The following is a 25995-nucleotide window of genomic DNA, read 5'->3' as shown; positions in this document are numbered from 1 at the left end:
GTTATAACTGCGCTTCTATATGGTGCTCTGTTCCGTCATCCTGAAGCGTGATATAACCTTCGTTTAAGAGCTGCCCGTTCTCAACAAAGCGGATGTTTCCATCCTTGTTCCTGTTTTTTATGTAAAGGAAATAAAAGGTTTGTCCGAACCGGTACCGGATCTCATAGCCTTCCCATTCATCGGGGATACAAGGATTGAGATAAAGACGATCCCCTTCCCGGTGCAAGCCCAGGATGGATCCGACTGCCAGCTGATAAGTCCACCCTGCGGAACCGGTGTACCAGGTCCATCCGCCGCGTCCTTCGTGGGGAGGTGCACCGTAAACATCTGCAGCCATTACATAGGGTTCCACTTTATATTTTTCAACATCTTGCGGCGTATGTGCATGATTGACGGGGTTGACCATGGAAAACAATTCCCATACCCGCTCCTTGTCTTTCAGCGCAGCGAATGCCATGATCGTCCAGATGGCGGCGTGGGTGTATTGTCCTCCGTTTTCCCGCACGCCGGGCACATAGCCCTTGATATAGCCGGGATACAGATCCGATTTATCAAACGGGGGTGTAAGCAGCTTGATGATCTTGTTCTGCCGGTCCACCAGATGCTCGTTCAATGCAGTCATTCCCTGCAAACTCCGTTCAGGCTCGCCGCCACCGGATAACAGCGACCAGCTCTGGGAAATGGAATCGATCTTACACTCTTCATTGGATGCGGATCCCAAGGGGGTGCCGTCATCAAAATAAGCACGACGGTACCATCCGCCATCCCAGCCGTTCTCATGAATGTTATCTTTCAGTTTTTCAGCTTCCGTATGGCACAGCGTTGTAAAATCCTTATCGCCGTAGGCTTCAGCGATGGTGGCAAAATGCGTGAGCACATCATAAAGGAAGAATGCCAGCCATACGCTTTCGCCTTTTCCATGTTCACCTACTTTGTCCATGCCGTCATTCCAGTCGCCGGATCCGATCAGTGGCAATCCATGCTGTCCGAATTTTAATCCGTAGCGGATGGCATACTTGCAGTGGTTGTATAAGGTTTCCCAGTGATTCAGGAATACCGGAAGATCATAATAGGATTCCTCATCCGGCCGCAGCGGCCGCCCGTCGATGAACGATATATACTCATTCAGTATTTCCTTATCACCCGTGGCAATGATATACCGTGAGGTAACATAGGGAAGCCAGAGGTAGTCATCCGAGCAGGTGGTGCGCACCCCGCGGCCGGTGGGCGGGTGCCACCAGTGCTGCACATCTCCCTCCCTGAACTGGCGGGAAGCAGCGAGGAGCAACTGCTCTCTTGTGATCTCGGGAGCGGTATGCATCAGCGCCAGCACGTCCTGCAGCTGATCGCGGAAGCCAAAGGCACCGCCGGACTGATAGAAGCCGCTTCTTCCCCAGATACGGCTGGCCAGGGTCTGGTACAGCCACCAGCCGTTGGTCATTACATTCATGGCCTCGTCCGGTGTTTTTACAAAAACCGCGCCCAGTACCTGGTTCCATTGATCATGTACCTTCGATAATGCTTCATGCGCAAAGGCACTCCCTTTTACGGTGGTTGCGAGCTGCCGGGTTTCCTGTTCATTCTTACCGGCACCGATCCGGAAAATGATCTCTTTTTCTTCGTCCGGGGCAAGCTGCATCATTACCTGCAATGCTGTGCAGGGATCAAGACCGGCGCCCGATCTTCCGGACAGTTGTTTTCTTGAAAGTGCTTCGGGGTTGCTTAGGGTGCCGTTCCTTCCAATGAACTCTGTGCGGTTGCAGGTAAATGTTTTTTCATTACTGTCTGTATCAAAAAAAGCAACCTTTTCTGCAAAAGCCGAATTGTAACGGTTGCGGGCAAATAGTATTTTTGTCTGCTGATCTTTATCCGCAACCACGAACATTTTGTTTTTGTGAGCAAGATCGCCCAGTACCCATTCCACATAGCCGGTCACCGAAAGGCTGCGTTCATTGCCGGAAAGGTTCCGGAGTTTTAAAACAACATATTTTACCGGCAGGTCACGGTCTACATAGGTCCATATTTCGGATGAAATCCCATTGCTGCTATGTTCGTATACTGAATAACCAAATCCATGCCGGGTGAGATAGGGTTGTTTGTCCGGAGCGGGTAATGGTGTGGGCGACCAGTAATTGCCGGATGCTTCATCGCGGATGTAATAGGCTTCGCCGCAGCGGTCGGAGACGGGATCATTCTGCCAGGGGGTAAGGCGGAAGGCCTGGGCATTGTCGACCCAGGTATAGGCGGATCCGCTTTCAGACAGCATCGATCCGATTTCTTTATTGGCAATGATATTGCACCAGGGAGCAGGTGATTTTTGCTGTTGATCTGAAAGGAGGATATACTCTTTTCCATCGCGGGTAAAGCCACCGGTGCCGTTGTTGAACTGCAGGTAGTTGGGCAGTGTCACGCCCTGTTCCTGGATGATGCGCGCGGATTTTGCGGTTACCTGCAGGGGCTCGGGAAGTCCTTTGGTGGTCTTCTTTTTCAGCACCTGTTCTGCCAGGGTACCCCTGTCGTCATCAAAGACCAGGCGGGCAACGGTTTGAAAAAGGATCCGGTCTTCATTGGAGATCTGGTCGCCGGCCCTCACAAAAATACCTCCGGGCTGATCCAGCACACCACCGCTGGTGGCAGTGATGAACCCGATCACCTGGTCCTGGAATACCTGTCGGTAGGATCCGAAATCATCGTTCCAGATCATGAGGTCGACCCGGAGTCCTTTTAACGACCAGTAGGAGTGTGCCTTGATCAGTTGTTTTACAAGATCGATATTGGAGCTGTCCTTGATGCGCACCAGTACGATCGGCAGGTCGCCGGATATAGCATAGCCCCAAAGCCCTGCCTGTCCCTTTAAATTACTTTCGATAACGGAGGGCTCGGCCCGGAAGCTATTATTGGCATAGATAATAGAACCGGCGATGGCATTAAACAGCTGTGCCTCCACTTCTGTGGCATTGATCTGCCGCAACAGTACCTGGCTGTGGGTCCAGGCCAGTTCAAATACCCTGTTCTTGATATAGCGGTCCTGGTATTTGGCGAGCAGTCCCATACAGATCTCCTTCGATTCGCCGATGCCCATTACCAGATCAAATGTTACCGTCTGCCGGGCTTTTAATATGATCCGGTGCCGGACGGCAACAACAGGATCGAGTACCGATCCCTTTGTTCCGGATAACGGACCATCCTGCTGCAGTGCGGCGGGGGTGGTTATGGATTGCCCGCGCCCTACAAACCGCATCCGGTCTGTTTCATAAGAAACTGACTCGCTTTTTGCCCCGTACAACATCAGTGTATGGAACATCCAGGGGAGTGTTTCCTGTTTGGCCCGTGGTCTTCTCGAACAAAGAATTGCACCCATGCTTTCATCAATTTCCGTTTGTACAAATAAATTGCTGAAGGCCGGATGTGCTTCATCTGCAGCAGGATCGGTGAGCACCACTTCACCAAAACTGGTGACCTCGATGGTTTTTGAAGAGGCCGACCGGTTGGTGATGCGGATGCGCCGGATCTCCACGTCATCTTCCGGGGAAATGACCACATCGGTTTTTGTTTCAAATCCATCATCCACCCGGCGGAAAACCACATGACCCTGTGAAAAAACCGTTTCATAGGATTTGCTTTTTTTTAAGGCAGGCTGATGTGTATTGGACCAGAAATGCCCGGAGCTCAGATCTTTGATGTAACAAAAAATTCCCCAGTTATCCCGAGTGGTATCTTCCCGCCAGCGGTTTAATGCGATACCCTTCCACCGGCTGTAACTGCCTCCGCTGTTGCTGATCATCAGGGAATACCTTCCGTTGGAAAGCAGCTGTATCTCCGGTACCGGTGTATTGGGGGTGGTGAGCACCCGCATGTGCGATTCATGGGAGATGGTTTGCCGGTTGATCGCATCTTCCGTATGCTCGTAAAAGTTGGTGGAACGCGGCGCTTTCTCCTGTAACAGCAGCAGTGCCGACTGGAACTGCGGATCTTTTATAAAGCGGTCCTGCATTTTTTTGCCAAGCAACAGGTAAGCCATGGAAAGAAAGCTCATTCCCTGATGGTGTACCATAAAGGATTTTATAATGGCATACGACTGACCGCGCGGCATGCGTGAGGGGGTATAATCGATGGCCTCATAAAAACCATAACGACCTTCAAACCCTTTCTGGGAAAGGGTCCGGAGGTTATCCACGGCTTCCGCGGGATCAACCATCAATGCCATCATGGTGGCATAAGGTGCAATGACAAGATCATTGGCCAGCCCTCGTTTTAAACCCAGGCCGGGTATCCCGAACGACTGGTACTGGTAATGCAGACTGGTATCCACCAGGTTGTAGCCCGATTCCGAAATACCCCAGGGAACATTGTTCTTGTTGCCATATTCGATCTGGTTCTTAACAGCACCTTTGTTGCTGCGGTCCAGCAACGTATTTTCGTAAGAGGGCATCAGTAACTGCGGCATCAGGTATTCGAACATAGAGCCGCTCCAGGATAACAGTACCGGATTGTTTCCGAGGTTGGTAACCAGCCGTCCTAGGGTAAACCAGGCCGTTTGTGGGATCTTACCCTGCGCAATGGCTGCAAAAATACCCAGGCGTGCCTCTGATGCCAGCATATCATAATAGCTTTTATCTGCGGCATCTTCACTTACGTTGTAGCCGATATGAAAAAGGTTCTGGGATTTGTTATAGAGGAAATCATAATCGACTGTTGCGAAATCAACACAGCTTTGCTTCATCTTTTCCACACCCGCCAGGAAGCTTTCTGTCTGGGCAACTCCCGTGTGCAGGTTTTTTTTCAGCAGGTGCAGCTGCCCGGTTTCCGAAGGGTCCGTGGCGGTTTCCAGGTATGCTGCGATCTGCTGGGGCAATACGAGCTGAAATTCCAGTATATTATTAAGGGAGGGGATCTCATGAAGCAGGTGCAGCCTTGTAAGCCGGGGACCAACAGGAAGTGCGGTCACCCAGGGGCAGAACATGCGGATGCACGCAATGCCATCCGTCAGCTGCATCTCCAGGCGTTCGATCCAGTGCTGCACGTCTGCCTGGCCGGACGCATCGCTGCCGGCCTTTAAGGCGGTTGTGGCCTTCTGCAAGGAGTCCAGCTGCTGCAACAGCTCATGCAAGGGAAGCGGAAAAGCGGCTTTGAGATTAGCGGTAGCTTTAATAAGCTGGCTGAGCTCCGGTGGATTTTTTTTATTGAGCAGGCTTTTGATCACGGATAATGTATCCTGAAGTCCGCTGATATGTTGCACCTTGAATAATTTTTCCTGCCGGATTTCATCAAGTCCCTGCCGGAGCAGGATCAGGGAGGCAATAAAATTACCGCTGTCTACCGTAGAAACATACTTGGGTTGCAGCGGCACCAGCGAAACGGTATCGTACCAGTTATAAAAATGGCCTTTATAACGTTCCAGTGCCGATAAGGACTCAAAGGTCTTATACGTACGTTCCGTCAGTTTATTGATGGATAAGTAGCCGAAATCATAGGCCGAGAGATTGGAAAGCAATGCCAGCCCGATATTGGTAGGAGAGGTACGGTGTGCCAGTGACTCGATGGGATGTTCCTGGTAGTTATCCGGTGCCAGCCAGTTGTCTTCTTCTGTTACAAAGTCTTCAAAATACGCCCAGGTCTTGCGTGCATAACAATGAAGGGTGTCAAGATTCCTTGCGGAAAGGGATACCACCTTTTTAGCAGAGGGCCGGCTTATGTTCCAGGCTACAAATGGCGCCAGCAGCCAGGCCGCCAGTATGGGACCGGCCACCCAAAAGGCCTCGGGGTTAAGAACAGCCAGCAAAACAGCGATGCCCGCGGGCAGCAGTACCGAAGGCCACATGTAGGCATAGGCCTGTAAGATATTCTTCTGCCGGCTGCCGGATTGTTTGGATGGCGTCCACTGTAACAGCCGCCGGTGAGAGATCAGCATGCGCCAGTTGGCCCTGAAAATGGCATCAAGGTTTTTTACTGCTTCAAAGGGCAGGCAGATAATATTGAACAGAATATGTATAAGACTGGTGATTGCATTGTCTTTTAGTTCGGAAAAATGCGCCCGCCAGTGCATGCTTTCGGGTTTATGAAACAGTTGCCAGGTAGTGGTGGCGATAAGCGGCAGCAGCCAGGCCGCAAGGAACAACAGGGTCCAGAGCTGTGCATTGGGTACAAAGGCCCAGCCGGCTATTAAAAAAGCGATCATGGCCGGCGCAACCAGGCTTCTGCGGATATTGTCCCATATTTTCCACCGGGATAAACTGGAAATAAAATTCCTGTGCAGCCGGTTTTCCTTTCCCGGCACAAACGGCGTGCCCCAGCTGGCGATCTGCCAGTCGCCCCGTATCCAACGGTGGCGGCGGCTTATATCCGACCAGTAAGTGTCTGGATACTCCTCGAATAATTCCACATCGGTAACAAGGCCCGAGCGGACATAGGAGCCTTCCAGCAGGTCATGACTTAAAATACGGTTAGGGGGGAAGGTATTACCAAGCACCTGTTCAAAAACATCAATATCATAGATCCCTTTCCCGACAAAAGAGCCCTCTGAAAAAAGATCCTGGTATACATCAGACACCAGCCGGGTATAGGGGTCAAGACCCGAATCGTTGCTGTGCATTTTTGCGTAAAAACTGCTGTTGCTGCGGGGTATGCTGACGGCGGTACGGGGCTGCAATATTCCATACCCGTCTATTACACGACAACCCTGGGTATTCAGCACGGCCTTGTTTAAGGGATGGGCCATGGTGGCCACCAGCTTCCAGGCGGCTTCGCGCGGCAGCTGGGTATCAGCATCAAGGGTAATTACATACCGGATCTGTTTGAGTGAGGATGTATCACCGGTAACAGCTGCAAAATTATGATGCCCGGTATCTCTTAAAAAGCTGTTCAGTTCAGCCAGTTTGCCCCGTTTCCGTTCCTGTCCCATCCAGATCTTTTCCCGTTCATTCCATTTTCTCGGCCGGTGAAAAAGAAAAAATTTGCTTCCGCCGTTTTCCTCTTTTACATAATGGTGGTTCAGTGCTTCGATCCTTTTTTTTGCATAAGTCAGCAGGGCATCATCGCCTGGCATCGTTTCCTGCGGGGCATCGGTAAAGTCGGTAAGTAAAGCGAAATAGAGATGTTCTTCCAGGTTGGCGAGGTACCGCACTTCGAGTTCATCTGCCAGCTCTTCAACGGCCTTTTCACTGGTGAGCATGCTGGGAACGGCCACCAGCGTGCATTGTGTTTCGGGAATGCCCTCCGAATAATCCATTTTGGGAAGGGGGCGGGGCTTTACCAGCAGCGTGGCAGCCCAGTTGATCAGGATAATGATGACCTGACTGAGCGCAATAAAACAACAAAGGCCGAACAGCAAGGGCCAGTAGATCCCCGCGCCATGCCGGTATGTATAAAAAGCGGCCCAGCAGCTTAAAACAAAGGTGAGCAGCAGCGCAGAGCCCACATAGGAAAGCAGCCGGTTGTATTTCAGCAGGTTTTTAAACCGGTGCCGGGCGGTGATCCGCATCCCTGACCGCTTTATAAGAAGCTGCTGTCCTTTTTCATCAACAAGAAAATACCCCACATGATGCTTTCTGACCGGTTCATTTTTTGCGGCGCTCTCTTTTGCCATATCAATGGCCAGCTGGGCTACCTGGTATTCTTCCAGGGCACTGTTTTTTCCAACCCATTCCACAATATGACGGTAACGGTCGCGGGTAATAAAATCCATTTGCCCGTAAACGTCATCAATATCCGTATTCAGTATTTTTTCAACAATACTTACTTCCTCAACGAACGAGCGCCAATCCGTGCTTTTGATCAGCCGGATACTTTCGATGGAATTCCGGATGGAAACCTGGTCAGTGGCCTGTTTCTGGTTTTCAGTATTTACCAGTTCAACGGAGGAGTTCCCGGTTTCGGCCAGCCGTTCTTCCAGCCAGGTCAGCGGTAGCGCAAGCCCCTGGCCCTTGCCCTGGAGCCGCCGGATGAATTCTGCAACAAAGGCACTGTCCAGCCGCAGCCTGGATTTGGCCATTTCCGCGATAAGAATGATGATGTCACGCGGGTTTTGCTGCGCGGTTTCCAGCAGCTGTTCCGACCAGTAAAAGGCGACGTTCTTATCCAGCTGGTCCACTGCCACACGCGAGGCAATGCGCCGGATGTTCTCTATAATAGCGAGCCGCAGCATAATGGGAATGGCCCAGAGCTCGCCCAGGGTCAGGCGGGTCACGGTCTGATAAGAATCGATAAATGCGGAAAGCGTGGCGATGCTGATATGTCCATCGCTGTGGGCGATCAGTTCCAGGGCGATATCATATACCCGCGGAAATCCGGCCGACCGGCCTTTTGCCAGTATGGGCAGGGTTTCGCTGTAGCCCTTTGGTAAATGGGTCCTTCCCAGCGCGATCTGCTCCTTGATCAGGTAATAATTATCCAGAAACCATTCACTGGCCGGGGCAATGGGCTGCTTGGCGCTTACGGCGTCGTTCAGCAGCTCATAGACTTTTGAAATAACTTCCTCGTTGTCATCCAGGCGGGGAAGCACTTTATCGGGTGGGTGACCAGCTGCAACCACATGCGAGCGGGCTACCTTTATACTGTGCTGCTGCATCTGGTCATGACTGAACAACTCAAGCCGGAAGGGCTCTTCTTTTTGAAATTCAGGGAGGGTCTCTCCTGTAAAAAATTCGCGCATGCGCACCACAAAGTCATCTACGGGCTTCGAAATTTTCATAGCAATTCCTGATATAAGATTACAGACCTGAAATCGTACGTATAAAGTTAATTTTTTTATCCTGTAGAAGGGTAGGATAAAACCAACGATTTTTCAGTACCAATAGTATAAAAATGGTTATGGTCTGTTGAAATACATTCGTTTATAACCACCAATAAGCATGCCATGTAAGACCGGGCAGACAGTATGAACCTGTGATCCGGTGACAGAACCGGGAACAGCTGCGAAGAAAAAATTAATGTTTTATGCTTTTACAGGAGGTGAAAATTTTAAATGAAAAAATATTATTTTACGGGTGAATTGGTGGTTATGAGACATTTTTTTCAGACAATTATTTTGCTTGGGGTGGTGCAGGGGGGTATTGTGAGCTGCCTTTTATTTTTTTCCTCCCGGCTGCGCTTGCCCAACCGGTTGCTGGCGGTACTGATCTTTTTGCTCGCGCTTGCCAGTTCCTGTTTATATGGATCCTATAATGGCTGGTTTGAATCAAAGTGGCTGAATTTATTTTCCATCCTGTTCCCGATGATCATGGTGATGCCGATGGGACCGCTGTTGTATTTTTACGTACGCGCTTTTCTGGAGCCGGAATTCCGGATCGGCAAAAACGAACGGTTGCAGTTCCTGCCGGTTCTTATTGATCTGGGCAGTCCGCTTATAGCCTGGGTATATGTGCTGGGGGTATCAACGAGGCTGCTCGAAAACAATGAACGGGTCTGGGGGGCAGCCATCGATACCTATAATGTCTATTCAGACATTCCCCGCTGGATATCCCTGACGCTGTATACTTTTCTTACACTGCGGTACCTTTCCGTTCAGAAAACAAAGAATTTACCGGGCTTCCGCTGGCTGCAGCAGGTTGCCTGGGCCTTTGTGATATTCCTTTGTATCTGGTTTGTTTACCTGGTACCCTATGTCATTCCCCGGTATACCGACTGGATGCTGGACAACCTGGACTGGTATCCGTTATATGTTCCCATTACTTTGCTGATTTACTGGCTGGGTATAAAAGGATATATGGTTTCCTGGCAGCAGCAGGTTGCGGAAAAAAAACAGGAAGCAGCCCCATTGCCCGAACAGCTGGTACATACAGCAATAGGGTTGTTAAAAAAGACCATGGAGCAGGACCGGCTTTACCTGAATGCCGCACTCACCCTTCAGATGGTGGCACAGCATACCGGACTGACCTCCAAAACCATTTCGGCCGTATTGAACCAGCACCTGCGGAAAAATTTTAACGAGTTCGTAAACGGGTACCGCGTGGCCCTGTTCAAGGAACGGCTGCTGGCCAACGGGGCGGAACAACTTACTTTTACAGGAATCGCCAACGACTGCGGGTTCAGCTCCCCGGCTACCTTTCAGCGGGTATTCAAACAGATCGCTGGTATGTCGCCCTCCGAATTCAGGAAAAATTATTCCTCATCAGGAAAATAATAGCACTCATATCCGGGATTTGAGCAGTACCGGAGTAGGTTGTTGTACACTGCCCCCGGAGCTTTGCAGTAAAAAAAACAATGATCAGATTCAGTTATATGTTTATCATATGGGTGACCCTGTTTTTTTCCTGCGGCAGCAGTAAGCCTGTTTCAGAACACAGACCCGTAAAAATGACTGACAGCACCCGCTGGAACACGCAACAGCAGACTTCCTTTGAGAAGCGGCTGGAAAAACTGCGCAGGCGGTACCACATTCCGGGCATTTCTGCAGGCATCGTAAATGAAGGACAGCTGGTATGGAAAAAGGGATTCGGTTACGCAGATGTAGAAAAAAAGATCCTGCCGGATGAGCACACCGTATACCAGATCGCTTCGGTTACAAAAACCTTTGGTGCGATCCTGCTGATGCAGCAGGCTGAAGCCGGGAAACTGAGTCTGGAAGATCCTGTAAACAAGTACGGGATCAATCTCGGCGCCCGGTGGGGCAGCGATCCGCGTATCAAATTAAAGCACCTGATGACACATACTGCTATGGGAACTTCTTTAAACGGATTCCGGCCCGGTTATGTGTTCCGGTATAACGGCGGCTGGTATGGTGCACTGGGAAAAGCTATTGAAAAAGCTTCCGGCCGCAGCTTTGGAGCCCTGTTGCGGGAAGAGATCACGATACCGCTGAACATGAAGAATACCGTACCCAGCACCGATGACAGCGCCGCTTTTGCATTGATGGGATATGATAAGGCATCCTTTTTAAAGAAGGTAGCCCTTCCTTACGACTGGAAACACCGGAAGCTGCAGCCGGTACAGTTCCGCTATGGGTTTAACCCCGGTGCGGGCATCATGAGCAATGTGACGGACCTGGCGCTTTATGCTGTTGCGATCGATGAGCGCCGTTTTCTTTCGGACAGCAGCTGGCAACGGATGCTGACACCTTATACCACACCCAAAGGGAAGACGATCCAGTACGGATTGGGATGGTTTGTGAAATATTATAAAGGAGTAAAGGTAATATGGCACACCGGGTGGTGGACGGGTTATTCCGCGCTCTTTGTGAAGATCCCTGAAAAAGACCTTACCTTGATCCTGCTGGCCAATTCCCAGGACCTCAGCCGTCCCTTTTATCATATCGTAAAACCCATCCCCGGTCTGGGCCTGGGGTTCTTCAATCCGTTCCGGCGCAACCTGAACAAGACAGTAAAGGCATCAAAATTTGCTGCAGCATTCCTGAAGTACGTGGCGGATTAAACACCTTGATTTTACCGGGATCCGTCTGAAAGCGCCTGTTTCAGGTCCGCAAGGATATCTTCTACTGCTTCGATGCCCACACTCATCCGGATCAAACCATCTGTAATGCCCGCTTTCAGGCGTTCCTCCGGTTTCATGATCGCGTGCGACATGGATGCGGGGTGGGAGATCAGCGTATCTACAGTACCCAATGAAACGGCCCGGGTACACATACGCAGCCGGTTGATAAAATGTTTTCCTGCTTCGAGGCCGCCTTTGAGTTCAAAACTCAGTACTGCGCCCGGAGCGCGCATCTGGCGGGCGCTTAAGGCATGGTCCGGATGTGTGCTTAGGCCGTTGTAATTTACTTTTGCAACCGCGGGATGCTCGTCCAGCCATGCTGCCACCTGTTGTGCATTGGCGCTGTGGCGCTGCATACGGAGCGGCAATGTTTTGATACCATTGATGAGCAAAAATGCATCAAACGCATTACTGTTAGCCCCGAGAAGTTTGAAGGTTTTTGTAGCCGTGGTGTTCATAAAATCCAGATCCTTCCCCAGTAATACCCCTCCGATGGCCGTCCCGTGCCCGTTCAGGAACTTGGTGGTGGAGTGGTAAACAAAGTCGACCCCAAAAGCAAAGGGCTGTTGCAGGTACGGTGTGGCAAATGTGTTGTCGATACTTACCTTGATTCCGTAAGTGGCGGCCAGTTTGCAGATGGCTTCTATATCCGTACATCCCATTAACGGGTTGGTGGGGGTCTCGATATGGATCAGTTTGATGGCCGGATGCTGTTTCAGTGCCTGGTCCACCGCATGCAGATCGGAAAGGTCGGTAAAATGGGTTTGTATCCCGGATTTCGGGAGCAGGTAGGCGAAGAATTCATGAGTGCCGCCGTACAGGGCAGTATTGGTAAGCACCTGGTCGCCGTTGTTCAATAAAGAGAAGCAAAGTGTTGAAAGCGCTCCCTGACCACTGGCGTGCAGCAGGGCCTTTAATTGCAGGGGGCTGCTATGCGCATCGTTTAATCCAAATGCCTCAAGGGATGCGATCAGCCTTTCAGCAGCAGCCGTGGTTGGGTTGGCAAACCGGGAATAAATATAGCCGGGTTCACTGCCGGCAAAACGGTTCATACCCTGCTCGGCACTGTCGAATACAAAGGTGGATGTGGCATAAATGGGTATGGCATGGCTGTGAAGGCTGCCTTCATCAGAAACACCATGAATGGCTGCGGAATAAACATCTTCAAAACGGGGTAAGGGTTCAGTATTCATTTAAAAAAATTTTATACAGAAGCGGCGGCTTAAAACGCTTCCTGTTTCGGGCGTGTGCCGGTCTCAGGCACCGTCTCCGTAGAGTTACATCTAAAAAAGCTTGTCTGATGAAGTTGCCGGTATTCTAAAATGCCAGGATCGGCCCGCCGCTCCTGATGGTATCTGTTTTCAGTTGCCGGAGCTCCTTGTTTGTACAAACAGCGGTTCCCCGGCGGGAGCGAAGGACCTGGCTAAAAAACCGGGTTCGCTGGTGAAGGTAACAAAAAATGAAACGACCAGGTGTTAGGGCGTTGTCGCCTTGCGAAAGACAATAAGAACGGTACCCTGGTGATACAGATCCCGAAAGAATATGAGTTTGATATAAAGCAGTACAAATATTTAAAGTTCAAAGTGTATGCTCCGGCCAAGGAGGTGTTGTCGGGAACCTATGCACCGTATCAGCGGCTCTGGCTGCGCATCATGAACAATCTTTGGGCCTTTGGCTCGGAAAGCAGCTTTGGGCAGCAATACTGGGAATACGGAAAGGATGCATTTCCCATCAGTGATGCCAACCTTCAGAAATGGACGGATATAAGTGTGAACCTGTCTGAACAAGGTGCGGATAAACACAACCGTGTGATCGTTATCAATATAGGGGGTGAACCATCGCTTACGTTCGCGCCCGAAAAGGACATCACTTATTATTTTGCCAATATCCGGTTCAGTAAGAATTAAAAACTACCAGACCCGTACCGACCCTGCCGCAGCTCGTCTGCGGCAGGGTCGTTTAGAGGGGTTTGTTTTGTGGTGTTCTTCATGCTGGGTTTTTGCAAAGAAAGATCAGCCTGTTGTGTGAAACAGTTCCAGCAGGCATTCTGCTTTGAAGTTGACTTCTGCTGTTTCCAGCAGCTGAAAAAGCTCCTCCAGTTCTTTCCGGTTCAGGATCATTCCATAACCTTCTAGCGGCGTTGGGATATAGATGTTTTTCCTTCCGCTGTTTATGTCTGCATTGTATTCCCTGTTTTCTTTAACAAGGGTATGAAAGACCTGCAGATCCTGTGCCGTCATAGTCAGGAGGGTGGTTTGAAAAGCCAGCTGAAAATGGCGGCATTCGTTGCAAACAATGAGGTAGCCGTCTTCAGCATAATAGAGTGTTTTAAAGCTGCACATGGATTTTTTTTTCAAAAATAGCCGTGCAGCACCGGCGGTGGTTTCGAGAACAGGAAAAGAAATTACGCGATCGGGAAAAAAGAAAGCGCTGCATGAAGATGCAACGCCCTTACTAACCTGTCTATATTCAAAAAATCATCCCTGCATTTCTTTGATCTTTTCACGGATCTGTGTTTCCACCTGTGCCGCCAGCTCCGGATTGTCCAGCAGCAACGCTTTTACAGCATCACGCCCCTGTCCCAGTTTATCATTATTATAGCTGTACCAGGAGCCGCTTTTTTGTAAAATGCCCAGCTCCACGCCCATGTCGATGATCTCGCCGGTTTTGGAAATGCCTTCCCCGAAGATGATGTCAAATTCGGAGGAGCGGAACGGGGGAGCCACTTTGTTCTTTACCACTTTTACCTTTACGCGGTTACCGATTGCGGCATCTCCGTCTTTGATCTGCGCGGAACGGCGGATGTCGAGCCGTACGGAAGCATAGAACTTCAGAGCATTACCACCTGTCGTCGTTTCAGGGTTACCGAACATTACCCCGATCTTTTCACGCAGCTGGTTAATGAAAATACAAATTGTGTTTGTTTTTGAAATGGTGGCTGTAAGCTTACGCAATGCCTGGCTCATCAAACGGGCATGTAAACCCATTTTGCTGTCTCCCATTTCGCCTTCTAGCTCGCTTTTAGGTACCAGGGCGGCAACAGAGTCGATCACCACTACATCCAGGGCCCCGGAAAGGATCAGCCGGTCCGCAATTTCCAGTGCCTGCTCCCCATAATCCGGCTGGGAGATCAGCAGGTTGTCGACATTTACGCCCAGTTTTTTGGCGTAGCTGCTGTCAAATGCATGCTCCGCATCTATAATGGCGCACATACCACCTTTTTTCTGTGCTTCCGCGATCACATGGGTTGCTATTGTGGTCTTACCGGAAGATTCCGGCCCGTAAATTTCAATAACGCGGCCACGGGGCAGGCCACCGATCCCAAGCGCTGTATCCAGGCCTATGGAACCGGTGGAAATCACTTCCTGGGTCACTTCAGCCTTTTCATTCATCAGCATTACACTGCCTTTCCCATAATCCTTATCAATCTTATCCATCGTAAGGCGCAATGCTTTCAGCTTCTCGCTGTTCATGTCTATTTCTGTTGTTTTGTCTGTTTTTGCCATAACCAAAATTACAATTTACCGTTGTCCGATCTGATTAACTTATCAACAACGCAAAGCTAATAAAATTAGTATTTCAAAACTAATATTTTTGGAATTATTTTTTTTTGAGACGCCTCCAAGCAGTTTGGGTCGCCGGGAAGGATTATACTACCATATTGGCAATCAGCAGTCCCAGTACGCCTGCCAGCAGTCCGAAATAGACCTCTTTGGCGGTATGATCGGAGAGCAGCAGACGGGAGGTGCTTACCAGGCCGGTGATCAGCAGGGCGATTATGATATAAAGGCTCATGCCCTGGCCATAAGTGAAGCCGAGCAGGCAGAGAAAGGATACAGCAGTGCCCAGGGCAATACCGTGCATGCTTACTTTCATGTAGATATTCAGCAGCAACCCCACAGAGGAGGCCATAAAAACGCCCATGGCAAAAATGACCATTTCCCGGGGCATCCCATCCAGCCCCCGCCATACATACCAGATCCAGAAATACCAGATATTACAGATAATAAAAGGAATGATCCGGTCCTTCCGTTCTTTGAGTTTTATAGAGGGGATGAATTTCAGGCCCCTCAGCAACAGGACAGAGACCAGTGGGAAGAAGGTATAATTGACAATGCCCTGCAACAATACCATCAAACGGCCATCTTCCGTGGTTCCGTAAAATAAAAAAGGCTCTATATACAGTAAAAAGTAAATAACGTATATCGGAACAAAAACAGGATGGAAGACATAGGAAAGGAGGGTGGCAATAATTTGCTGAAATTTTGGCTGCCGGTCAATTTTTTCCCGGAGCTCATTGTCGCCGTCTAATACCATTCTGGAGTCCATTTTGCAAAGTAAGGAAATCCGCAGGCTAAAACCGTTTCTTTTCTGCATCTTTATGACTTCATATGAAAATTGTAAGACGTTTTTTCAAAATACTGCTAAAGACCCTGCTGGTCCTGGTCCTGTTCATTGCCGGGTATGTGGTCGCCGAACGGCTTCTTTCGCGGTGGACGGTTACAGCCGCCGGTGACGAAGGCCCTAAAAAGATCACTGCTTTTCTGCTTTCCAATGGGGTGCATACCGACCTGGTGCTTCCTGTAGTAACAGATCTTAAGAACTGGAGCCAGACTTTTGCCTATCAGCATACACTCAGCAGGGACACAGTCTATCAGTGGGTAGCTGTGGGTTGGGGCGATAAAGGCTTTTACCTGAACACACCGGAATGGAAGGACCTGACCCTGTCTACCGCATTCAAAGCCGTAACAGGACTGGGAGAAACGGCCTTACATGTTACCTATTATAAACATGTATCAGAAGGGCCGCTTTGCCGGAAGCTGCAGCTTACAGAAGGACAATACCGGAAACTGGCCGGATATGTGGAAGCTGCACTCGACAGAAATGCCGGGGGTGCGCCGGTTTATATTGATACCCGGGCGCAGTACAACCGGGATGATGCCTTTTATGAAGCAAAGGGCGCCTACAGCCTGTTTCATACCTGTAACAGCTGGACCAATAACGCATTAAAGACCGCCGGACTTAAAGCCTGTAAGTGGGCGGCATTTGACAAGGGGCTGCTGTACCAGTACCGGCAACAGCAGTAGGTATGCCCTGTTTCAATGCCTGCGACGCCCGCCAAAGGGATATATTTCAGCCGGCTTTGCCGGAAGCCTGCTATATTTGTAGCATAAATTTTGATTACAGTAAAATAAAGCAGTGAAATGATGCAGTTGACAGGAACCCTGGTGCAGCTATTGCCCTTACAGAAGGGAATGGGAAAGAACGGTGAATGGAAAAAACAGGATATTATTGTGGAAACACAGGCGCAGTATCCCAAAAAAGTATGTATCTCCATCTGGGGAGATAAGATCAATGAAAGCCTGCTACAGGTTGGTAAAGCCCTTACTATTTCATTTGACGTGGAAAGCCGCGAATACAACGGACGCTGGTATACCGATGTAAAGGCATGGAAGCTGGAACCGGCGGGAGGCAGCAACAGCGGCGGCGGTCAATACACCGATAATAACCCTTCAGATACCTACAGCGATCTGAATGAAGGAACGGACGATCTTCCTTTTTAAACTATAAACAGACAGGATGCCGGCGGTATCCTAAAAACGGACAGAAGGTATGAAGAAACAATTGGTATGGTTAACAGGCGTTGGTTTTGCCCTGGGCAGTATCATTGCCGGATGTAACGGTTGTAAAGGAAAAGGTGGGAAGCCGGGGTCCGGAGATGAAGACACCAGCGGCATCGATATCTCTGAACGGCATGATTCCATGCAGCTGGTGGGCACCGACACCTTGACCTCCTTCCGGGTAACAGAAGCAAACAAGGACAGCGTGCTTTCCGCAACCACTAAGGAGATCCTTACCCTGTTCAAGAATAAGGAATACGCAAAGCTGGATTCTTTCATTCACCCGCAGGAAGGGATCCGCTTCTCACCGTATGCCACTGTTGAACCGGGAACCGATAAAAAATTCACCCGCGAAGCATTCCAGGAGCTGATCACCAGGAATAAAAACAAAAAAATAAACTGGGGCTCCTATGATGGTAGCGGTAATGCTATCTTTCTTTCACCCGCCGAGTATTTCGGAAAATTTGTATACGACGGTAATTTTTTGAATGCGAAACAGGCAGGCGTGAATGCGGTTTATGGAAAAGGCAATTCGATCAATAATCTGAAAACCGCATACCCCGGCGCAGAGTTTACAGAGAATTATCTGGACGGAACAAAAAAATACGGCGGTATGGACTGGAAGTCGGTACGGCTGGTATATAAACTGGAAAACGGCCGGTACTATCTGATCGCGATTATACACGACCAATGGACCATCTGACGGTTAAAAAATAATTTCAAAAAGGGCATCATAACGGATGCCCTTTTTTTATACCCCTTTTCTCAGCGGGGCCGTATGCTCTTATTTTAAACGTTTCAACATAAAGTTTGGCTTCATTATTGAGTACCACATCCCGTGCCCCTGACCCGGAGTGAATGATTGCGTTTGTCCCTCAAGCCCCGTATTTTTTACAGTTACTTAATATTATGGTGAACTGCCGGTAATACTGGTGCCCTTCTTTTGCAAAAACTTTCAATATGAATAAACCAATCCGTGCAGTTTTGCTGTTACTAACGATCCTGTCCCTCCAGACCGTGGTGCTTTTGGCCCAGACCACACAGGCATCTATTTCCGGAATGGTAACAGATGCAGAAAATAAACCGGTAGCCGGTGCCACCGTGCTGGTGTACAATACCTCAACCGGTTTCAAACAAACTACGCTGACCAATAATAAGGGCAGTTATATTTTTAATGAAATGCCGCTGGGCGGCCCCTATTATGTACAGATCACCTCAACCGGTTTTACTGATCAGAAAAAGGAGAACCTGTTCCTGAACCAGGGAGATGCCCTGCGGGTAAACATGCAAATGGAAACCAGTGTGCAGAACCTTGAAAATGTTACAGTGTCTTCCGGTCTTAAAGCAAAGGTGGAGAACATCGGTGCTGCCACCGCCATCGGTTCAAGACTGATGACGCAATTGCCGGTGAACGGAAGGAACTTTGCCAACCTTACCGAACTTTCCCCGCTTGCGGGCAGGGGCGGAAGTATTTCCGGTCAGCTGAACACTTCCACCAACTATACCATCGACGGGATGAATGCAAAGAACCCGACTTCGGCCGGCCCCACCACCAGCCGTAGCGGCGCGCCATACTCTATTTCCATTGAGGCCGTGCGGGAGTTTAAAGTAGTGACCAACCAGTACGATGTTACTTACGGACGAAGCGGCGGCGGAACCGTAAGTGCGGTGACCAAATCCGGTACCAATGATTTCCACGGATCTGTTTTCGGATTCGGAAGGGCCAACGAGCTTTCTTCCGGATATGATATCGTGGGTAATAAGCGGAACAATAACTATTCCACCTACCAGTATGGTTTTTCACTCGGCGGTCCCATCATTAAAAACAAACTTCATTTTTTTGTGGCCTGGGATCATCAGCTGGATCAGCGGTCGCTGGTGATCGCCGACATCCAGACCCCACAGGATGAACTGCGGCTGAAAATAAGAAAGGATACCCTGGATAAACTGATCGATTTTGCCCGTCAGCACTTTGGGCTGTCGAATCATGCGCAATACGGATCTTTTCCAAAAACACGTAATTCCGATGCCGCTTTTGCCCGGATCGACTGGCAGATCAATGACAAAAACCTGCTGACGGTCCGTAATAACTTTACCAGTGATCAGAATAAACTGGGACTGATCGACAACACCGCCATCAACTTATATGAATCGGCAGGGAATGATTACAACCGCGACAACAGCCTGCTGGCAACCTTAAGGACCTCGGTAAATTCCCGGATGACCAATGAACTCAAATTGCAGCACCTGCATACCTATCAGAGCAGCGAGCCCGGAGATGAACTGCCCCGGGAGAACATTCCCCGCGCCATCATCCGGAACATACCTTCGGTTATTGACGGCAAGGAATATAAGACCAATGTACAGTTTGGGGGGCACCGCTTTGCACAGGAAGGGTTTAAGAACAATGTGATCCAGCTGGTGGATAATTTTTACTGGAACACGGATAAGATCAAATATGTATTTGGTTTTGATCTGATGGGGACCTTTGCAAAATCCATCTATGGCAGTGAGGTGAACGGAAGATTTGAATACAACAGTCTGACCGATTTTTTCAATAACAAACCCAACCTCTACTACCGGGAAGCCCCCATCAGTCCGGACCAGGAAGTGAAGTCATCGATCTGGAATATCGGTGTTTACGGACAGCTGCAGACAAGGCTCGCGAAGGGACTGGATTTTACCGGCGGACTGCGGATCGACTATGCCAAATATCCTTCTGCGCCCTTCAACCAGCTGGTGTTTGAAGAGCTGAAATTACGTACCGACAACAAAGTGAACTCACTGATCGTACAACCCCGTCTGCAGTTCAGCTGGGATATCAATGAGGCACATACCGACTACATCCGGCTTGGGGCAGGGATCTTTGCATCGGATATAAACAATTATATGGTGATCAACAACCTGGTCTTCGACGGAACGCACCTGGCTACGGTGGATGTAAGAGGAGCGGATATACCTGTGCCCAACTTTAATGAATACCGGCAGAACCCGTCCAGCGCTCCCACGCTGCCGCAGTTCCAGGTGCCCACTATCAACATGAACGGAAAAGATGTAAAAGTGCCTACCGTTTATAAGGCGAATCTTTCTTACTCACGTTATATCACCAATCGCCTCAGGGCGGGGATCACCGGTTTTATCACCCTGGGCCGCCATAACTATTTCTACCTCGACAGGAATATGGTGGCAAACCCTTATTTCAATATTCCCAATGAAGATAACCGCGGTGTATTTATACCGCTGGAATCCATGCCGGCCAGTGGCAATGCCGACTGGAAGCAGGGCCGTATCAGCAATAAACTGGGCCGGGTACTGGAGCTGAACAGCATTGGAAAAGTAAACCAGTTCGCGGTGGTGGTGGACGCTACCTGGCAATACTTCCGGGATGGAGAGATCTCTGCCAGCTATACCTGGAATGATAATAAGGATAATGCCACTTATAACGGCAACGTGGCCAATACCGCTACACTGGTATTACCAGTCAAGGATGATCCCCGGGATCTGAGTAGCATGGCGTATTCCGATAACCAGTTCCGTCATAAAGTGGTGTTTTACGGAACATCACCCACGCTGGCCGGATTTACCATTGGCGTACGGTATACAGGAATGGGCGGCACCCGCTATACCCTGCGTTCCGGTGTGAACAGCAACGGGGATTTTGTAACCAGCGACAACGACCTGGCGTATATTTTTGATATCAATGATCCGTCCGTTCCGGAAAATATCCGCAACGGACTTAAGGCCGTGCTCGACAATCCGAACGCCAGTGAGAGCATCAAGGAGTATATCCGCAAATACAATGGTAAAATGGCCGCACGTAACGGTGGTATCAACGGGTTCTTCGGTATACTGGATCTGCACGTGGGAAAGAAGTTCCGTATTGCCGGAACGCATGCCCTCGAACTTTCGGGCGATCTGTTTAATGTGGTGAACTTCTTTGATAAATACAAAGGATCCAGCAAAACCCTGAGCAATCAGGCCATCTATTCCCCGCAAACGGGAACAGCCTTTGATGCCGCTACACGGCAGTTTCTGTATAATGTAAATACAGCTGGTGTGGTTACCCCTTCGGGGGATCCTTACCAGTTCCAGATCGGGTTGCGGTATAGCTTTTGAGAACAGCCACAAAGAGCAGAGACACGAAGAAAATGTTCTTCCGGTATCTGATCTTATTTTAAGGCCGCTCACAGATGGCATAGATTTACATGAAAGGTCTTAAGACCAGTACACCATTTAATACTTTGATGAGAGATGGCCACGAAGACTCAAAGGCTCAAAGATGCACGAAGGATTTTTTGGTATTGCTTTGCGGACCCAGTGCTTCAGAGCCTTTGTGGCAAACGGGCTGTGGCTGCTCACAGATGGCATAGATTTACATGAAAGGTCTTAAGGCCAGTACGTCATTTAGTACTTTGATAGGAGATGGCCACGAAGGCTCAAAGGCTCAAAGATGCGCGAAGGATTTTTTGGCATTGCTTTGCGGCCCCAGTGCTTCAGAGCCTCTGTGGCGAACGGGTTGTGGCGGCTCAGAGATGGCACGGATTTATACGGAAGGCTTCAGTCCGGGCAATATGTCTGTGATAGTCTGTGTCATCTGTGAGAGCAATCTTTGTATATTCTTTGTGACTTCGTGCCTTCGCTTACTTCAGTGCCTGCGGCAAACGGCCACCAAGGCTCTAAGGCCCGAAGATGCACGAAGATTTTTTTGGTGTTGCTTTGCGGACCCAGTGCTTCAGAGCCTCTGCGGCAAACAGACTGTGAGAATAACTCTTTGTGTATCCTTTGTGACTTCGTGCCTTCGCGGCAAAACACCTACAGCTTATACATCAGGCTGATGGCTACATTTCTTGGCTTCTGCGGGTTTACGGTACTCCATCCCCCGCCGTAATATTCCTCATTGGTTAAATTGTTTACATTGAAACCGACGCGAAATTTATCCGCATCATAAAAGACAGACGCGTTCAGCAGGGTATAGGAGGGGATCCGGAAAACACCCACCGAATTGTTGTTAAGCGTAAGGTTCTCGCCGGCATAGTTCCCGCCAAAGCCCAGACCCAGACCTTTCACCAGTCCGGAACTGATCTTATAAACGGCCCATAAGTTGACGAGGTTTGCAGGACCTGCCCAGAAAGGGCGGCGGCCTTCCTCCAGCCATACATCGCCTTCCCGGCCCTTTAATATTTTGCTGTCGTTATAACTGTAACCGGCGGTAACGGAAAAACCGGTAAAGGGCCTGGCATTGATGTCGACTTCCAGGCCGCGGCTGCGGCTGCTTCCGCCCTGTATGGAATTCCGCGTGTTTATGGGATCCGGCAACACCTGGTTATCCACGCGGATATCGTAATAGCTGATGGTGGAAGTAAATTTATCGCCGCCGAAATTGGTTTTGATACCAAACTCCACCTGGTTGGCATGCTCCGGTTTAAAAACCCGTACTTCGCCGGGAATAGGATTCCCTTCATCATCGCTTACCTGGGATGAAGCAATATTCTTGAAGCCATTCATATAATTCCCAAAAATGGAGAGCTTATCCGGCAGGGGCTGGTATACCACGCCAAATTTCGGGGATAATGCCCATTGATGATAATCATCGCTCTTATCGGCCGGGTTGCCTTTGGAGTCAAAATAATCGGCCCGCAAACTCACCATGGCAATAAGGGAAGGTGTAATATTCAGAACGTTGGATACATAAGTACTGTAGGCATTGTCCCTTGCGAGGAAACTGGTAGGTTCCGTGCCGGCCAGCATCTGGTCCACCGACTGCTGGGTCAGGTACACTTCCGGAAATTGTATTTCTTCCCCGGTTTCCGGATCAATATCGGTATAGTTAACTTCGCCCTGGGCGTTTACATTATGGATCTTCCCCCAGCCGGGCCCGGAGGCCGACTGATCCCTTCCGAAATAATCAAACCCCACCACGATACGGTTCCGCAGGGAGCCGATGTAAAAATCCCCGGTGAAGTTCTGCTGGATATCGGTGGTAGCTGTCCGTGCATTTTCTTTTGTGGCGAACAGCCCAAAATCCCGCCTGCCGTTTTCGTTATCGTAGAGATAGGTATAATATCCTTTCGACTCGGATTGTCCGCGCGACAGTACCGTCTGTGAGGTCCAGTTGTGCGCCAGCTTGTAGATCATCTGCCCCTGCAGGTTGAACCGCGGATTTTTCATGGTAAGATCATTACTGGTAAGCGACAGTTTGTTATTATAGTTGAGATCTTTCAGATCCTTGAATTGCATGGGCATGTCCCGGCCAAGGAAAAGCATCGTGGGATTTGTTTTTTCTTCCTGCATGAATTCCGTAAGCAACAGGAAGGACAACTTATCATTTAATTTATACGCAAGCGTGGGTGCCACAAAGAAGGATTTCCGGAATCCCTGGTCCTGGAAGCTATTTTCCTGCTGGTAAGCCGTATTGATCCTTACCGCGGTTCCTTTTTCTTTTGTAAACGGCAGGTTAACGTCCGCTGTAATGCGGTTCAGACCGAAGCTTCCGGCGATATAGTTAAAGCTGGCACCAAAATCATCATAGGGTTTCTTGGTAACATTATTCACCAGTCCGCCATAACCGATCACAGGACTTCCGAACAGGGTACCCGACGGGCCTTTCAGTACTTCAATTTTTTCCAGGTTGGCCGGGTCGAGGTTGCCGTTGGTGAGGCCGGGCAATCCGTTCACCATGGTCACCTGCGATTCAAATCCGCGCAGCGTAAAATAGGAGCCGCCGTCGCCGCCGCGCCCGGTGGATTCCCAGAGCCGGAAGATACCGGGAACATTCTTCAGGGCTTCGTCATAGGAGGTAATGGCCTGCTGGTTGAGCAGATCTGCGGAAATAGTGCTGTAGACCTGGGGGTTCTCCAGGTTCTTCAGGGGCATTTTTGCAGCATACTCACTGGCCTGTTTATCGCGCCGTGAGGAAACGACAACGGTCTGCAGTTCTTTTTCATTTTCGCTCAGCACAAAATCAACAACCAGGGTTTCACCGGAGCCTATTTTCACCGGTTTCTCCTGGGTGGTAAGACCGGTAAAGGAAACGGATAAGATATAGGAGCCGGGCGCAACATTCCGGATCTCATACAATCCCCTGGCGTTGGCTGCGGTCCCTTTTGTTGTATTGCTTAAGGATACGGTTACATCGGCCGCGGGTTTTCCATCGGAGGTAGTGATCTTTCCTTTGATGGTTCCCGGGGTTTGTGCTGCGGCAGCGATTGTCAGAAAAAAAAGCAGAAAAGGGAATAGGGCGTAACAATACCGGCTCATTTGAGGATTTTTTGTTTCAGCCTGCAAAGGTATCCTGCCCCGGATGGGATGGTTTACGCGATCGGAAAATTGATTTACGAAATGAGGAAAAAGATGGGAACAAATTTTTTGAACGGGAGCATTGTAAACAACGGTTTTGCAGCATTGCCTGCCGATCGATCACATCGACCTTACACCAGCTCTTTCCGCAGTCTTGCAACAGGTATATTCAGCTGCTCCCGGTATTTGGCTACCGTGCGGCGGGCGATGTTATAGCCTTTTTCCTGCAGCATTTCGGTCAGCTTTTCATCACTATACGGATGTTTTTTGCTTTCGTTCTCAATAAGATCCGTCAGTATTTTCTTTACCTCACGGGTGGAAACTTCTTCACCGCTGTCGGTACTGAGCGATTCGCTGAAGAAGAATTTTAACCGGTAGGTGCCAAATTCGGTTTGTACGAATTTGCTGTTGGCTACCCGGCTTACCGTGGAAATATCCAGGTTGGTCTTTTCGGCAATGTCTTTCAGGATCATGGGACGCAGGTTGGTCTCATCACCAGTAAGGAAAAATTCCTCCTGGTGCTCCATGATGGCCGACATCGTATCCAGCAGGGTATGCTGGCGCTGGCGGATGGCATCGATGAACCACTTGGCGGCATCGATCTTTTGTTTGATGAACAGTACGGCTTCTTTCTGCTGTTTGTCCTTTTTTGAACCGCGGTCGTATTCCTTCATCATATCCCGGTATCCCTCGCTGATGCGCAGTTCCGGAGCATTGCGGCTGTTCAGGGTCAGTTCCAGCTTTCCGTTATTGTTCATAATAAAAAAGTCGGGAACCACATAGCTTTCGGCCTTGTTTACCGCTCCGATGTTCCCACCGGGCTTGGGATTCAGCTTTACGATCTGCTGCATTACCTCTTTCAGTTCTTCTTCGGTAAGGCCCAGACCACGCTGTATCTTTTCGTAATGTTTCTTGGTAAACTCGTCGAAATATTTTTCAATCGCCAGGATGGCTTTATCCACTTCCTTTCCTTCCTGTTTTTGCCGTTTTAACTGCAGCAGCAGGCATTCGGTAAGATCCCGTGCGCCTACTCCCGGCGGGTCGAACTGCTGTATCTTTTGAATGATGCTTTCCACTTCGGCTGCTGTGGTCTCTATGTTCTGCCGGAAGGCCAGGTCATCCACCAGGGCAGGGGTATCACGGCGCAGGTAGCCGTCTTCATCGATGCTGCCAATGATGTGCTGCGCGATCTGGTGCTCCTTATCCGACAGGGAAAGCAGTCCCAGCTGGTTTTCCAGCGTATCGTAAAAACTGGTTTCTGTTTTAATGGGCAGCTGCCGGTTCTCATCATCCCCGTAATGGTCTTCGCGGGTTTTATAATCGGCAATATCATCATCTCCGTCGTGCACATAATCACTCACGTCAATAGTATCGTAATCGTCCTGCCCGTTATCGGAATCATCAAGACTGTCGTTCCCGTCCGTAAATTCATCTTTCAGCTCCCCGTCATCGCTATGTTTCCCTTCATCCAGTTCCAATGCCGGGTTCTCTTCCATCTCCTCCTTTATCCGCTCTTCCAGATTGGCTGTAGGCACCTGCAGCAGCTTCATAAGCTGAATCTGCTGGGGTGATAACTTCTGTAAAAGCTTTTGTTGTAATGATTGTCCTAAAGCCATTTTTAAAAATCGTGCGACGTCTCAAAAATCGCGCC

General features: G+C 49.6%; 14 protein-coding genes. 7 read left to right on the top strand and 7 right to left on the bottom strand.

Features of this window, described 5'->3' with window-relative positions; all coding sequences use genetic code 11:
* Position 1 precedes the first annotated feature (1 nt).
* Positions 2–8689, bottom strand: coding sequence for a glycoside hydrolase family 94 protein (locus tag K7B07_RS09665; RefSeq protein ID WP_223709235.1), 8688 nt, complete (start codon positions 8687–8689; stop codon positions 2–4).
* A 309-nt stretch (positions 8690–8998) separates the two neighbouring features.
* Between K7B07_RS09665 and K7B07_RS09660 the strand changes: the two genes are divergently transcribed.
* Positions 8999–10120 carry a helix-turn-helix domain-containing protein gene (locus tag K7B07_RS09660; protein WP_223709234.1) on the top strand — a complete coding sequence of 374 codons (1122 nt, stop codon included), beginning with the start codon at positions 8999–9001 and terminating at the stop codon, positions 10118–10120.
* Positions 10121–10200: 80 nt separating this feature from the next.
* Entirely contained in the window at positions 10201–11367 is a 1167-nt protein-coding gene (locus K7B07_RS09655; RefSeq protein WP_223709233.1) for a serine hydrolase domain-containing protein, read from the top strand.
* 11 nt (positions 11368–11378) lie between these two features.
* Here the strand turns inward: K7B07_RS09655 and K7B07_RS09650 are convergent, their stop codons facing one another.
* Positions 11379–12620, bottom strand: a complete 1242-nt coding sequence (locus tag K7B07_RS09650; protein ID WP_223709232.1) for a trans-sulfuration enzyme family protein — start codon at positions 12618–12620, stop codon at positions 11379–11381.
* A gap of 279 nt (positions 12621–12899) precedes the next feature.
* Here K7B07_RS09650 and K7B07_RS09645 point away from each other — a divergent pair, with 279 nt between their 5' ends.
* A complete protein-coding gene (locus tag K7B07_RS09645) occupies positions 12900–13334 on the top strand; it encodes a hypothetical protein (RefSeq protein WP_223709231.1) in 435 nt (144 codons plus the stop codon).
* 105 nt (positions 13335–13439) lie between these two features.
* On the opposite strand, the gene K7B07_RS09640 is transcribed toward K7B07_RS09645, so the two are convergent.
* From K7B07_RS09640 to K7B07_RS09630, 3 genes are all read right to left on the bottom strand, one after another.
* Entirely contained in the window at positions 13440–13769 is a 330-nt protein-coding gene (locus K7B07_RS09640; protein WP_223709229.1) for a DUF6686 family protein, read from the bottom strand.
* Between the two features lie 135 nt (positions 13770–13904).
* Positions 13905–14933, bottom strand: a complete 1029-nt coding sequence (recA, locus tag K7B07_RS09635; RefSeq protein WP_223709227.1) for a recombinase RecA — start codon at positions 14931–14933, stop codon at positions 13905–13907.
* 142 nt (positions 14934–15075) lie between these two features.
* Complete coding sequence (locus K7B07_RS09630; protein WP_223709226.1) at positions 15076–15756, bottom strand: hypothetical protein; 681 nt, start codon at positions 15754–15756, stop codon at positions 15076–15078.
* Between the two features lie 62 nt (positions 15757–15818).
* Between K7B07_RS09630 and K7B07_RS09625 the strand changes: the two genes are divergently transcribed.
* The 4 genes from K7B07_RS09625 (at position 15819) to K7B07_RS09610 (ending at position 21164) form a co-directional block, all read left to right on the top strand.
* Positions 15819–16514: a TIGR02117 family protein gene (locus K7B07_RS09625; protein WP_223709224.1), complete on the top strand. Its 696-nt coding sequence runs from the start codon at positions 15819–15821 to the stop codon at positions 16512–16514.
* Between the two features lie 117 nt (positions 16515–16631).
* Positions 16632–16991, top strand: coding sequence for a DUF3127 domain-containing protein (locus tag K7B07_RS09620; protein WP_223709223.1), 360 nt, complete (start codon positions 16632–16634; stop codon positions 16989–16991).
* A gap of 49 nt (positions 16992–17040) precedes the next feature.
* Positions 17041–17751 (top strand): hypothetical protein, encoded by a 711-nt coding sequence (locus K7B07_RS09615; RefSeq protein ID WP_223709222.1) that lies wholly within the window; start codon positions 17041–17043, stop codon positions 17749–17751.
* A 257-nt stretch (positions 17752–18008) separates the two neighbouring features.
* On the top strand, positions 18009–21164 hold the full coding sequence (locus K7B07_RS09610) for an outer membrane beta-barrel protein (RefSeq protein ID WP_223709221.1): 3156 nt from the start codon (positions 18009–18011) through the stop codon (positions 21162–21164).
* 696 nt (positions 21165–21860) lie between these two features.
* Here K7B07_RS09610 and K7B07_RS09605 read toward each other — a convergent pair.
* Together K7B07_RS09605 and rpoN are read right to left on the bottom strand one after the other, a co-directional pair.
* Entirely contained in the window at positions 21861–24305 is a 2445-nt protein-coding gene (locus tag K7B07_RS09605) for a TonB-dependent receptor (RefSeq protein WP_223709220.1), read from the bottom strand.
* 170 nt (positions 24306–24475) lie between these two features.
* Positions 24476–25960: an RNA polymerase factor sigma-54 gene (gene rpoN / locus K7B07_RS09600; RefSeq protein WP_223709219.1), complete on the bottom strand. Its 1485-nt coding sequence runs from the start codon at positions 25958–25960 to the stop codon at positions 24476–24478.
* Positions 25961–25995: the final 35 nt, after the last annotated feature.

The sequence above is a fragment of the Niabella beijingensis genome (genome assembly GCF_020034665.1).
Classification (GTDB): domain Bacteria; phylum Bacteroidota; class Bacteroidia; order Chitinophagales; family Chitinophagaceae; genus Niabella; species Niabella beijingensis.
This window is presented reverse-complemented; position numbering and strand designations above follow the sequence as displayed.